This is a genomic window from Sphingobium sp. AS12 (genome assembly GCF_019097845.1).
In the GTDB taxonomy this organism is placed as follows: Bacteria; Pseudomonadota; Alphaproteobacteria; order Sphingomonadales; family Sphingomonadaceae; genus Sphingobium.
Genome location: NZ_JAHRGM010000024.1, coordinates 80,548 through 93,265 on the forward strand (window position 1 = coordinate 80,548; position 12,718 = coordinate 93,265).

15 protein-coding genes are annotated in these 12,718 nt (G+C 63.3%); 2 read left to right on the top strand and 13 right to left on the bottom strand.

All coding sequences use genetic code 11. The features are described 5' to 3' along the window. Positions 1-99: 99 nt before the first annotated feature. The 3 genes from KRZ98_RS09240 to KRZ98_RS09250 are packed head-to-tail and all read right to left on the bottom strand — an operon-like array spanning position 100 to position 2,656. Positions 100-1,305 (bottom strand): GldG family protein, encoded by a 1,206-nt coding sequence (locus KRZ98_RS09240; protein WP_254798221.1) that lies wholly within the window; start codon positions 1,303-1,305, stop codon positions 100-102. Between the two features lie 11 nt (positions 1,306-1,316). Beyond that, positions 1,317-1,664, bottom strand: coding sequence for a hypothetical protein (locus KRZ98_RS09245; protein ID WP_254798222.1), 348 nt, complete (start codon positions 1,662-1,664; stop codon positions 1,317-1,319). Then, a complete protein-coding gene (locus KRZ98_RS09250; protein WP_217673278.1) occupies positions 1,661-2,656 on the bottom strand; it encodes a cysteine synthase A in 996 nt (331 codons plus the stop codon). The genes KRZ98_RS09245 and KRZ98_RS09250 overlap by 4 nt, the downstream gene beginning before the upstream one ends. 203 nt (positions 2,657-2,859) lie before the next feature. Here KRZ98_RS09250 and KRZ98_RS09255 point away from each other — a divergent pair, with 203 nt between their 5' ends. Both KRZ98_RS09255 and KRZ98_RS09260 read left to right on the top strand, forming a co-directional pair. After that, entirely contained in the window at positions 2,860-3,810 is a 951-nt protein-coding gene (locus tag KRZ98_RS09255) for a cell wall hydrolase (RefSeq protein WP_217673279.1), read from the top strand. Positions 3,811-4,157: 347 nt separating this feature from the next. After that, positions 4,158-4,286 (top strand): entericidin A/B family lipoprotein, encoded by a 129-nt coding sequence (locus tag KRZ98_RS09260; RefSeq protein WP_217673280.1) that lies wholly within the window; start codon positions 4,158-4,160, stop codon positions 4,284-4,286. Between the two features lie 72 nt (positions 4,287-4,358). Here the strand turns inward: KRZ98_RS09260 and tatC are convergent, their stop codons facing one another. The 10 genes from tatC to argS all read right to left on the bottom strand — a co-directional run bounded on the left by tatC (position 4,359) and on the right by argS (position 12,665). Then, positions 4,359-5,138 carry a twin-arginine translocase subunit TatC gene (gene tatC, locus KRZ98_RS09265; protein ID WP_217673281.1) on the bottom strand — a complete coding sequence of 260 codons (780 nt, stop codon included), beginning with the start codon at positions 5,136-5,138 and terminating at the stop codon, positions 4,359-4,361. Then, positions 5,135-5,548, bottom strand: coding sequence for a Sec-independent protein translocase protein TatB (tatB, locus tag KRZ98_RS09270; RefSeq protein WP_217673282.1), 414 nt, complete (start codon positions 5,546-5,548; stop codon positions 5,135-5,137). The genes tatC and tatB overlap by 4 nt, the downstream gene beginning before the upstream one ends. 32 nt (positions 5,549-5,580) lie before the next feature. After that, positions 5,581-5,820 carry a twin-arginine translocase TatA/TatE family subunit gene (locus KRZ98_RS09275; RefSeq protein WP_217673283.1) on the bottom strand — a complete coding sequence of 80 codons (240 nt, stop codon included), beginning with the start codon at positions 5,818-5,820 and terminating at the stop codon, positions 5,581-5,583. Between the two features lie 27 nt (positions 5,821-5,847). Then, positions 5,848-6,441: an SMC-Scp complex subunit ScpB gene (gene scpB / locus KRZ98_RS09280; protein ID WP_217673284.1), complete on the bottom strand. Its 594-nt coding sequence runs from the start codon at positions 6,439-6,441 to the stop codon at positions 5,848-5,850. Further along, positions 6,438-7,214 carry a ScpA family protein gene (locus KRZ98_RS09285; protein WP_217673285.1) on the bottom strand — a complete coding sequence of 259 codons (777 nt, stop codon included), beginning with the start codon at positions 7,212-7,214 and terminating at the stop codon, positions 6,438-6,440. The genes scpB and KRZ98_RS09285 overlap by 4 nt, the downstream gene beginning before the upstream one ends. A 172-nt stretch (positions 7,215-7,386) precedes the next feature. Further along, positions 7,387-8,400 carry a beta-N-acetylhexosaminidase gene (gene nagZ, locus KRZ98_RS09290; RefSeq protein WP_217673286.1) on the bottom strand — a complete coding sequence of 338 codons (1,014 nt, stop codon included), beginning with the start codon at positions 8,398-8,400 and terminating at the stop codon, positions 7,387-7,389. 57 nt (positions 8,401-8,457) lie between these two features. Next, positions 8,458-9,513, bottom strand: coding sequence for a Rieske 2Fe-2S domain-containing protein (locus tag KRZ98_RS09295; protein WP_217673287.1), 1,056 nt, complete (start codon positions 9,511-9,513; stop codon positions 8,458-8,460). Between the two features lie 86 nt (positions 9,514-9,599). Next, a complete protein-coding gene (locus KRZ98_RS09300; protein WP_217673288.1) occupies positions 9,600-10,148 on the bottom strand; it encodes a TetR family transcriptional regulator in 549 nt (182 codons plus the stop codon). 49 nt (positions 10,149-10,197) lie between these two features. After that, complete coding sequence (locus KRZ98_RS09305) at positions 10,198-10,920, bottom strand: SPOR domain-containing protein (RefSeq protein ID WP_217673289.1); 723 nt, start codon at positions 10,918-10,920, stop codon at positions 10,198-10,200. Positions 10,921-10,940: 20 nt separating this feature from the next. Then, positions 10,941-12,665 (bottom strand): arginine--tRNA ligase, encoded by a 1,725-nt coding sequence (argS, locus tag KRZ98_RS09310; protein WP_217673290.1) that lies wholly within the window; start codon positions 12,663-12,665, stop codon positions 10,941-10,943. Positions 12,666-12,718 lie beyond the last annotated feature (53 nt).

Consider the following 12,718-nt stretch of genomic DNA (forward strand, 5'->3'; position numbering starts at 1 on the left):
AAGCAAGGGGGCAACTGAAAAGGGAAAAGTCGGGAGAAACTGGGATCAGTCGTTAGAAAATGGGTCTAACTGATTTTCATCGGCATTTCCAGCATATTTTCATGATTTGTTCCCATCGGCACTATGTCCAGCTCGCTGTCCAGTTCGGCTGAACAGCGCCATTCCCACCATCGCCCAAATTATCCCAAGGATTAACGCCCAGCGCAGCCCCAGAACCACATCGCTCCCAGCCCGCAACCAGCGCCGTTCGCCCGTTATCGGTCCGCCCAGCCATTGCGCCACCAGCGCAGGCGTATCCGCCGCCCATGCCCGTGGGTCGAGCGGACGGGCCGGATCGGCAAGCCAAAGCCGGTCATCGATCAGATCAGCATCCCCCACCAGCACGATGCCCCCCTGCCCCACCCGGCAACGGACAATCCCGCCACCCTGCTCCGCCGCACATGCTCCGCCTGCCTTGAATGATTGCGCTCCAAATAGGGTCACCAGCCGCCCATCGTCCAGAAACTGCCGCGTCTCCGCCTCCACCAGTGCGTCCTGCACCGCTCCCCAATGCCGCAACAGCGGGTCGATCAGGCTGGCCGATGGCGCGCGCCTCCGGTCGCCGGGCGGCAGATCGGACGGCCAGCGCAGTGATGGATCAGCCAGCACCAGTGCCGTGCCGCCCGCCCGCACCCATGTATCGATCGCCACCAACTGGTCGGGCGTCATCGCGCGCGGCTGCGCCAATAGCAGGGCGCGCGCGCCCGACTTGGCCAAGGCGCGCGGATCATCCAAAGGCCGCACCGTAAAGCGTGTACGCAGCAGGGTGATGATCGGCGCGTCAGCCAGTCCCGCTTTATCCCAAAACAAGGGCAACGCGGTAATGACAGCCAACGCTGGCCGCTGAGCCACCGATGCGATCGGTTGCGCCGGGCCGCGCCATAATAGCAAGCCGGCCAGCGCCAGCAGCCCGATCCCGATCAATCGTGTCTTGCCATCACGGATCCCCCGACTGCCAAACCCCGCCAGTAGCATCACCAGCAACAGTCCCACAGCCGCCCAGGGATCAGGCGGACGCGCCGCCGCGATCGTGCAGAAAATCAACGCCGCCCCGGCCGCGCCAACCGCGATCCACACCAGCCACCGCCATAAATCCCTGGCCAGCAATTGCGCCATCAGCGCGACCATCAGCGCCGCGGGCAAGGCCCAGTTCCAGGGATCAGCCTGCCCGCCCGATCGCCAGGCACGCGCCAGCCCCGCCATCAGCGCCGCTAGGACGGGCAGCAACAGGACAAGAAAAATCGTCAGGCGGCGCGGTACCCTCATCCGCCCATCATTCAGCGCTGCTGCGGATCGCGGTCCATCGGCTTGCGCAGATTGGGATCGGGCTGGAGATCGGGCACGACCGGTGCCTGTTCCGGCGCGGGCTGCACACCGAGTTCAGCAAGCGGATCCTTGGGCGACACGGCATTGGTGGACGACAGCGTCGGCACCACCGGCGGTGGCAGCGCGGCATCATCCTGCCGCGCCTTGTCGATGACGATATTGGCCAACCCAACCAGCAACACGACACCAGCCAGACCGGTCAGCCCGATCTGGACGCGCTGCAACCCTTCCAGTCGGCGGGGTGTTTCAGCCATGCCTGCGCTCTTATGCTCTTCGCCGCGACCCGTGTCGGCGATCATGCAGTCTGCGCCAGCCAGGGAAAGACCGTCAAGCCCTTAGATTCCAGCCATTGCCGGTCATAGAGCGTCGACAGATAGCGGAACCCCGTATCGCACAGGATCGTCACGATCCGCTTGCCCGGCCCCAATTGCCGCGCCAGCGCGACCGCACCTGCGACATTGATGCCTGACGACAGACCCAGGCACAGCCCTTCCTCGGCGAGCAGGCGGCGGACCCATTCCAGACCTTCCTCGTCGGAAATGCGGAATTGCGTGTCGATCGGCGCGCCTTCCAGATTGGCGGTGATCCGGCCCTGCCCGATCCCTTCGGCAACGGAGCTACCCTCCGCCTTCAGCTCGCCGCAGGCATAATATTGATACAGGGCCGCGCCATGCGGATCACTAAGCGCAATGGTGATCGCCTCATCCTTGGCCTTGAGGCCCAATCCCACGCCCGCAATCGTGCCGCCGGTGCCCGCAGCACAGGTGAAACCGTCGATCCGGCCCTCCATCTGGGTCCAGATTTCCTCGGCAGTGCCGACGATATGCGCCTTGCGGTTGGCGATATTGTCGAACTGGTTGGCCCAGATCGCCCCTTCCGTTTCCTCCGCAAGGCGGCGCGATGTGTGGACGAAGTGACCGGGGTTCGAATAGGGCGCAGCCGGCACTGTCACCAGCTCCGCCCCCAGCGCACGCAGCGTATCCATCTTCTCGCGGCTCTGGGTTTCGGGCATGACGATGATCGTCTTGTACCCCTTGGCATTGGCGACCAGCGCCAGGCCGATGCCGGTATTGCCCGCCGTCCCCTCGACAATGGTGCCGCCGGGCTTCAGCAGCCCTTTCTCCTCAGCATCATTGACGATGAACAAAGCCGCGCGGTCCTTCACCGAAGCACCGGGATTGGCAAATTCGCACTTGGCGAAAATATCGCAGCCGGTCGCATCGGAGGGGCCGGCAAGGCGCACCATCGGCGTATTGCCGATCAGCGCGAGACTATGGGGTTGTAGCAGCATGACCCACGCATAGCGGACCCCGCGCACCTTTGCCAAGCAAGGGAATGATGGCCGCTCAAAAGAGCCGATTTCACCGCCACGTTAACCCCCGCCCTTCTCCCTGTCCCATCCCGGCACAGGGGCGAATCCGGGGAGGAAGTGGAAAGGAAATGCGGCTATGGGCGGCATGGGCGACAGCGGGTCGCGGCACATGAGGGCTTCACATGCAGGCGATCGGATGGAAAGGACACAGCACCATCATCGCTCTCGTCCTTGCCGCGCTCGTCGCGCCGCGCTTCATCACCGCCGCGCCGCTCGACATGCTCGACGGCCATCACGCCCAGGACGACCCGGCGGAGGAAGCCGCCGCCAACTTCCCCGGCTCCGCCTTCTTCTTCGCAGAGGGCGCTTTCGATCCTGTCCCCGGCGCGCTGACGGTCCAAAGCGAGCATGTCATGGGGCTGGACGAGGTCAAGGCTGCGCCCGCTGCCGTGTTTCGCGGCATCACCGGCCTCGACAGCTATCGCGCGCTCAATTGCCTGACGTCGGCTATTTATTATGAGGCCGGGAACGAGCCGGACGATGGTCAGCGCGCGGTGGCGCAAGTGGTCCTCAACCGCGTGCGCAGTCAGCTCTGGCCCAACACAGTATGCGGCGTCGTCTATGAAGGGTCGGAACGCATCGACTATAAATGCCAGTTCACCTTCAGCTGCGATGGCGCGATGGCGCGCCTGCCCGCCGCTGCCCAATGGGTGCGCGCGCGCCGGGTGGCGCAGGATGCGCTGGCGGGCCGCGTCTATGCGCCCGTAGGCCTCGCTACCCATTATCACACGCTGGCGGTGCGCCCCAACTGGTCGTCCAGCCTGCAACCGGTCGCAGTGATCGGCGCGCATATCTTCTACCGTAATCCCGGCTTCAACGGCACTCCCGCCGCCTTCCGCGCCGCCTATCTGGGGCGCGAAACGATATCGGGTCCGGCACGCCGGGTCTGGCCAGCCAAGCCGGTTGTCCCGGTCGAGGCGTTTGTCGCACCCTTCGGCAGCACCGCTCCCACCCTGCCATCGACCGGCTGGACCGCTCCCGTGACCCGCTCGGCCCCCGCCAATCGCGACGACAACCTGCCGGAATCCACCATCCGCCCGGAATATCGCAACAGCGGCCGCCCGATCGTCTGAGCCTCGACTTTTTTGCGGTTAACCCCCGCGATACCACCCAAATATCTGGAATCGCGCGGGATTAAAAATGCACTTTTTTGGGCATTCGCGGGAACCGAATGGCGATATTGTGGGTTCTCTATTTCGGATAGCAAATCTTTTGCCCCCCGCTCTTGCTATCCACACAATATGAGCCCGGAACGCCTCCCCCCCCCGACGCGTTCCGGGCTCAGATTTTTTGGGGCGTTTTTCTTCTTGAAATCATTAAATTTTTCGTGGTCGGAACGCTTGGGCCAGCGGCGGGTTCTGTATCCCGTCACTGGCATGGCTCACCCCATGCGGTCGCACGTTTCTCAAGGAGAGTTTCGATGACGAAAAAGATTCTCGCAGCCCTGCTGCTCACCGGGTCGCTGATGGTCGCCGCCTGCAACACGGTCGAAGGCGCAGGCCGCGACGTGCAGAGCGCTGGCAAGGCAGTGGAGAAGTCAGCGGACTGATTGCTTTCTGCTTTACGACTACCCGACTCCCAAGCATCGGCCCGCCCCTCAAAAAGGCGGGCCGCTTTTTGTTCAGGCCGACGCCTCTTCGGCTTCCTGCATCTTTGCCTGCCGCCGGTCGGTAAACCAGATCGCTAGGATCGTGATTTCGTAAAGCAGCAGCAGCGGAATCGCGAGCATCAGCTGCGACACGACATCGGGCGGGGTCAGCACCGCCGCGACGATGAAGGCCGCCACGATCATGTAACGGCGCAGGCCAATCAACTGCGCCCGGCTGACGAACCCGGCCCGGTTGAGCAGCATCAGCAGCACCGGCATCAGGAAACTGATCCCAAACGCCAATATGAACTGCATCACCAGTCCCAGATAGGCGTCTGCGCTCGGCAAAGCCTCGACCTGCAAGCCGCTGCTATTACCCTGAAACTCCAGAAAGAAGTGGAAGGCGGTCGGCATCACCACGAAATAGGCCAGGCTCGCGCCCAGACCGAACAGGAAGGGCGTCGCCAATATGAAGGGCAGCAGCGCCTTCTTTTCCTTGGCATAAAGGCCCGGCGCGACGAACGCCCATAGCTGGTTGGCGATGATCGGGAAGGACAGGCAGAAAGCGCCGAAAAAGGCGATCTTCACTTGCACGAAAAAGGCCTCGTACAGCTTGGTATAGACCAGCTTGCCGCCGCCATCGCCAAAGGCCTCTTTGAGCGGATGGACCAGGATCGCGAACAATTCGGCGGAAAAATAGAAACAGATCGCGCCAGTCAGCACCAGCGCATAGACGCATTTCAATAACCGCCCGCGCAATTCGATCAGATGGTCGAGCAAAGGCGCTTTGCTCTCGTCGATATCGCCGATCATGCCGCTGACCCGCTCTTGCCGTCAGCCGCCGCTTCCCCGGCCAGATAGGGCGGCGCATCATTGGCCGACGCCACGGGTGCCGACTGCGCCACAAAAGGCGGCGACCCGTCAGGCGCAGCCTCAGCGTCGCCCTCAGGCGAAGGCAGCGCTTCCATCGCAGGCGCGGCCACCTCTGGCGGATGCTCGTCCATGATCCGCTTATTCTGCGCGGCCCACTTCTTTTCCAGCTCCTCCAGCTCGACCTCGCGCACCATAGCGTCCAGCCCCGTGCGAAAGTGCCGCGCCATGCCCTGCGCCTTGCCCACGATCTGCCCCACCTTATAGAGTGCGCGCGGCAAATCCTTCGGCCCGATTACGATCACCGCAACGATGACGATCAGCAGAAACTCGGTCGAATCGATACCAAACATGCGTGGCTACCCTACCACCCGGCGCCTGAGCGTCAGGCCTTGGTCTTTTCTTCGGTAGCTGTGGTCGCATCCTGTTCGGGCACGCGATGACCCTCCAGCCGGGTCGCGGGCTTGGCAGGTGTGGCGACGTCATCATCGTCCGCCATGCCCTTCTTGAAGCTCTTGATACCCTTGGCCACGTCACCCATCAGGCCGGAAATCCGGCCGCCACCGAACAGCAGCATGACGACCAGGAGCACGATCACCCAGTGCATCAGCGAGAAGGAACCCATTTCAAATACTCCTGTAAGGCAACCTATCTAGGCCACATCATCGTCATTTTCCAGAACGGATTGCCCGCCCAGACCCTCCAGCGCCAAATCGACCGGATCGAGCAGCCCGGCCGCGCGCAGATCGTCGATGCCGGGCAGGTCACGGCGGCTGCTAAGCCCGAAATGTGACAGAAAATCTACGGTCGTTGCATAGATAAGCGGCCGCCCCGGCACCTCGCGCCGCCCCGCTGGCCGCACCCATCCCGACTCCATCAACACGTCCAGCGTCCCCTTGGCCACCTGCACGCCGCGGATCGCCTCTATCTCGGCGCGGCTGACCGGCTCATGATAGGCGATGATCGCTAAAGTCTCCATCGCAGCGCGCGACAATTTGCGCGCCTCGTCCTTCTCGCGCCGCAAGATATGCGCCAGGTCCGCCGCCGTCTGAAAATGCCAGCGCCCGCCCCGCTCGACCAGATTGATGCCGCGCCCGGCATAATCGTCGGACAGTTGCCGGAGCGCCGCGGCCAGATCGCCCGCATCGCCGACATGCAGCCGCAATTCGGCAGGTGTCAGCGGCGCTTCGGCCACGAACAGGGCCGCCTCCACCGCGCGCAGATAATCGTCCGGCTCCCCGTTCATGACTCCGCCTCCAAATCCGGCACTCCGGCGCGCAGATAGATGGGGTGGAAAATCCCCTCCTGCTGGATTTCCAGCCGCCCCTGCCGCGCCAGTTCCAGCGCAGCAACGAAACTGCTCGCCAGCGCCGACTTCGCCTTGGCGCTGTCCAGCCCCTTGGGCAAAAACGCCTCCAGCCGCGTCCAGTCGATCGCTGCGCCGACCAGCGCGCCGACTCGCTGGATCGCCTCGTCCAGCGTCATCACCGGCCTCACGGCGATGACATGGACGGCAGGCTGCGTCCGCGCACGAATCTGGCCATAGGACTGGATCAGGTCATAGAGGCTCGCCTGCCACTTGGCCTTGCGCACCAGCCGCAGCCCTTCGGGCTTGCGCCGCACGAACACATCACGCCCCACCCGGTCACGCGCCATCAGCCGCGCCGCCGCGTCGCGCATCGCGTGCAGCCGCTGGAGCCGCAATTGCAGCCGCAACGCCATTTCTTCGGGACTGGGATCGGCCTGCTCCTGACGCGGCAGCAGCAAGGCGGATTTGAGATAGGCCAGCCACGCCGCCATCACCAGATAATCCGCCGCCAGCTCCAGCTTCAACTGCTGCGCGCCATCGATAAATTGCAGATATTGCTCAGTCAGCGCCAGGATCGAAATCTCGCGCAAATCCACCTTCTGCGACCGCGCCAGCGTCAAGAGCAGATCAAGCGGTCCCTCCCATGCGTCGAAGCTGACGGTCAGCGTGTCGGGGCTGGGGATGGCGGGGGCAATGAACAGGTCGTCCACGTCTAGACCCTCCCCCATGGGCCCGGATTATGACATATGAATCTTTCCAGCTCACACAGTTGCTTGTGACGAGAAATGGATGCTGAAATAAATTCAGCATGACGTTGGAGGGATAACCGAACGTCATGCGCAATAATCCCCCCCCTATGGGAGGAATTTTCGAGTTCGCCCCTCAAGCCGCCACCAACCCCAGCAGACTGTCCCGCATCGTCAACAACTCGCCCAGCTCCGGCTGATCCCCGCCGCGCACTACTGACGCCATTGCCCGGTCGAGCCGCGCACGTCCCGCATCCCCCATCTCCGGCAGCTTCTCGGCAATGCCCACCATATCGTGCATCCGCCCCCAGCAATTGAGCGCCAGATCGCACCCCGCCGCCACCACGCCCGCCGCCAGATCGGGAATGCTGCCCTGCAACGCCTTCATGTCCAGATCGTCCGACATCAACAGCCCGTCAAAGCCGATTCGCCCGCGGATAATCTCCTCGATCACCGTCGGGGACAGGCTGGCGGGGCGCTCCGCATCCCAGGCAGTGTAAACGACATGCGCGGTCATCCCCATCGGCGCGTCGCGTAGCCGCTCGAACGGTTGCAGATCGCTTGCCAGCGCGTCCGCGTCCGCGCGCACCACCGGCAGTTCCAGATGGCTGTCGACCAGCGCGCGGCCATGGCCCGGCATATGCTTGACGATGCCGACCACCCCGCCATCGGCCAGCCCTTCCAGCGTCGCCCGCCCCAGCGCAGCGACCCGCATCGGCTCCGCGCCCAATGTGCGGTCGCCCATGATGTCGCTCGCCCCTTCCTGCCGCACGTCCAGCAGCGGCAGCGCATCGACCGTAATGCCGACCTCCGCCAGCGTGAGCGCAATGGCGCGGGCATTGGCGCGGGCCGCCGCGATCGCGCTCGACGGCGCGACATCATAGAGCCGGTCGAACAGCGCCCCAGCCGGAAAGGTCGGCCAGACCGGTGCCTGCATCCGCGCCACCCGGCCACCCTCCTGATCGATCATGATCAGCAGGTCGTCGCGGCCATGCAGCGCCCGCAAATCGTCGGTCAGCGCATGCAACTGCGCCCGATCGACAATATTGCGCCGAAACAATATGTATCCGGCAGGTTGTGCGTCGACGAAAAACGCGCGTTCGTCAGGGGTCAGTGTTGCGCCAGACAGGCCGAAGATGACGGGTTTCATGCGGAAGATGGTAGCGCCAAGTCCCGCCCCTGTCGAAGGCGAATTGACGAGCGGCGATCAGGCTGGCGCAGCCGCCGCCGACCTTTCCGCATCCATCATCGCCTGCAACATGCGCCGCCCCTCTACTGCGTTGCGATCGGTCTTGATCAGCAGTTCGTCAGGATTCTCACCGACGATCGCCAGCATCTTCTCAATCTCTTCAGTGGCGAACTTGTCCTCCTCCAGCACGGGCCTCAGATAATCGAACATGAAATCCATGCCCTCCACATCCTCCGACGCCATGGCGAAGAAATAGATGCAACTGTGCGGCGTCGCGGGCGTGACGGCATGATAGACCCGGCTGGTCACAATCGTTTCGCCGGCATGTTCGGGGTGGTTCTGCGGATAGGCCATATCGCCAATCCCCGCATGAAAGCCCGGCAGGTAGAAATCCATCCCCGTCACCCGATCGATCTTGCCCGCATAGCGCCCGCTCGCCGCCATCACCGCCGGCGCTTCGGCATTGCGGATATATCGGCGGCAACTCAGAAATCCGGGGCGCTTGACCAGCTCTTCGGGTGCCCGCGCATTCTCCACCGTGCCAATGCTGCTGGCGTGGAGGAAGGCAAGGTGCGACAGATCGAGCAGATTGTCGTTGAGCAACTGGTAGCGCCCCTGCACCTCCTGCACATAAAATGGCCGCGCCGTCATGCCCGTCGCGGTCACGCCAATCTCCTCCAGGTCCGGCAGCAGCGCGACGTCGGCCTTGTCCGCGTCTCCCATCCATATCCACGCCCACAGCCCATGTTCGACCAATGGATAGGTCGGGATCTTGTAGGCGTGCGGAACGACGTCCTGCGACGGAATATCGACGCATTTGCCATCCGCGCCAAAGGCGATACCATGATAGCCACAGACGATCGTATCACCTGTCAGGCAGCTTTTGCCCAAGGGAAAATGCCGGTGCGGACAGCGCCCGCCAACCGCAACCGCCTCGCCGTCTTCCTTGCGATAGAGGACGACCGGCTGGTTCAGGACCGTGCGTGCCAGCAGATCGCGGCCCAGTTCGTTACGAAACGCGGCAACATACCAGCCATTGCGGACGGCAAAAGACCCTTCCCGAAACGGATACATGACATCTCTCCCTGACAAAGGCCCGCATCGCCGCGTGTCGCGATCAATGCCGACCCAGATAAACTAACAGTGTTAGTCTAACATCGTTAGGGAGTGCGATCAAGGCCATGAATGAGCGCGTCCAGCCCCGCCGCAAAGGCCGTGTCAATCGGCAGCCGGGATTGCAGATAGGCCGCATTCGGTCCCTGTGCGAAGGTGGTCCAGCCCGTGACCAGCGCCTGCACCGACGCCTGCATCATGATTGCCCGCTCCGGCGCCAGTCCCAGCGCAATCAGTGGTGTGGCGATCGCATCCTGCATCGCTTCCAGCACTTCGATCGGCTGTCCCGCACCCAGGATCAGCCGTCCCGCGTCGCGTGTCGCATTCTGCGCCTGCCACAACGCCATGCCGAACCCGCGCAACCAGTCGCGCCAGTCGGTACAAGCCGGGATTTTGGTCAGGCAATCGGTGAAGATGCTTTCGGCCAGAAGCGCCAGCAGCATATTCTTGTCCGCGACGTGCCAGTAGAGCGAGGGCGCTTTGACATCGAGACGTGCCGCGACCTTGCGCAGGCTCAGCTGGTCCAGCCCCTGCTCGTTCAGCACATCCAGTGCCGCCGCCGCGATCGTGGCGCGGGTCAGTTTCCGTTCGGTCATGCCCCTCTTTCGGGCAGCATGACGCCTATGTCCATCGCAGGGCGAAGGCTCAGTTGACCACCATGCAGCTTTCGCCCGCGACCTTCAGCTTGCCGCAGATCAGGCTGGCCTGCCCGCCCGCACTCGCCCGCAGGCGATAGACGGTGCTGCCGCCCACTTCTGCCGGCTCGACGACCATGGTGAGCGGCGCGAGATAGGCAAAGCGCTTGGACAGACGGGTCCAGGCGTCCTTGGCGCCGGCCGCGCTGCCATAGGCACCCAGCTGGATCAAAGCGCCGCCCGGTGCCGCCTTGGGCGCGACCGCTGCGCGATCCCTGGTTTCGTCAGCGACACGGGCGCTCACGCTCTGTGCGGGCTTGGCCGGGACGACAGGCTTGGTCCCCGTGGGCGCAGGTGCGGACTTGGTGATCGGCGCTTCCGGCACGCGGCTGGCATCGATCCGCCCGTCGCGCAGCACGCCCTCGCTTGCCGCGAAGCTCGCGTCGCCTTCGCCATCGAACTTCTTGGCGTCGGCTTCATTGGCAGCGATCTTGTAATTGTCGGCAGGCGCCGCGATCAGCTGGCCCTCGCCCGCTGCGCCCGGACCATTGCGATTCTGCACCCACCATATGCCCGCCACGACGACGCCAATCAGCGCAAGGCCCAGCAGGATCAGGCACAGCAGACGCAGCGGCGAGATGCCATTTTCATCCTCGTCATCGACCGCAGGCTCCAGCCAAGGCAGCCGGTCCTCATCGTCAAAATCCAGCCGGCCCCGTGCATAATCGCCCATCGTCCGAAACTCCGCCCGCTCTAGTTCAGCTCAGTCAATGCCGCCACGCCCATGAGCGCAAGGCCATTGCGTATAATCTGCCCTATTCCACGGCTCAGGAAAAGCCGCGACGACGTGAGCGCCGGATCGTCGGCCAGAATCACGCGCGCGCGCGGATCGTCATTGCCCATATTCCACCAGCCATGAAAAGCCGAAGCCAAGTCGTTAAGATAAAATGCAATTCTGTGCGGTTCGCGGGTCAGCGCCGCCCCTTCGACCACGCGCGGGAACTGCGCCGCCAGCTTGATCAGCCCAAGCTCCGCTGTCCCAAGCAGGGACAGGTCCGGCGCTGGCAGCACGATCCCCGCCTCTTCCGCCCGCCGCCCCAGCGAGGAAATGCGCGCATGGGCATATTGGACATAGAATACCGGATTGTCCTTCGACGCCTCCACCACCTTGGCGAAGTCGAAATCCATCTGCGCGTCGGCCTTGCGCGTCAGCATGGTGAAGCGGACGACATCCTTGCCCACTTCCTGCACGACATCGGCCAGCGTCACGAAATTGCCCGCCCGCTTGGACATTTTCACCGGCTCGCCATCGCGCAGCAGCCGCACCATCTGGATGAGCTTGACGTCGAAGCGCGCCTTGCCCTCCGTCAGCGCGGCAACCGCCGCCTGGATGCGCTTGACCGTGCCGGCATGGTCCGCGCCCCAAATATCGATCAACTGGTCCGCGCTCTGGGCCTTCTGATAATGGTATGCCATGTCGGCACCGAAATAGGTCCAGCTTCCGTTCGACTTCTTGATCGGCCGGTCCTGATCGTCGCCGAACTTGGTCGACCGGAACAGCGGCAGCACGACCGGCTCCCAGTCATCAGGCAATTCGCCCTTGGGCGCTTCCAGCACGCCGTCATAGACCAGGTCATGCGCGCGCAGCCAGGCTTCGGCCTCGTCCGGCTTGCCCGCCGCCTGCAATTCGGCTTCGGACGAAAATACGTCGTGCTTGATTCCCAGTTTCCCCAAATCCTCACGGATAAGGATCATCATATATTCGACGGCACGCTTACGAAAAAGCCCAAGCCATTCTGATTCTGGCTTGTCTTTATAGGTGTCGCCAAAGTCATGCATCAAGGCCTCACCGACCAAGACCAAATAGTCGCCGGGATAAAGACCTTCGGGGATCGTGATCGCTTCACCCAGCGCCTCGCGATAGCGCAGATGCGCCGACCGGGCGAGGACGTCCACCTGCCCACCCGCATCATTGATATAATATTCGCGGATCACCTTATGCCCGGCATATTCCAGCAGGGTCGCAAGCGCATCGCCCACTACAGCGCCCCGGCAATGGCCCATATGCATCGGACCGGTCGGATTGGCGGACACATATTCGACATTGACGGTCACGCCCTGCCCGATGTCGGATCGGCCATAATCATCGCCTTCTTCCGCCAGCACAGCGAGTTCCGAACGCCATGTCACATCGGTCAGCGTCAGGTTGATGAAGCCCGGCCCGGCGATCGACGCACTCGCCACCTCGGTCAACCCCTCCAGCTTTTCCACGATCGCCTCGGCCAGCGCGCGCGGGTTCGTCCCCGCAGGCTTGGCCAGCACCATCGCCGCGTTGGTCGCCAAATCGCCATGGGACGCATCGCGCGGCGGCTCGACCGTCACCGGCTTGCGATTGAGACCTGTCGGCAGGACGCCATCGGCCTCCAATATGTCCAGCACAGTGTCGAGATGGGCGGTGAAACGGGTATAGAGGGACATCAGATTATATCCTGCATCACAAATATACCGTTCGTCCTGAGTAGCCATTGAGC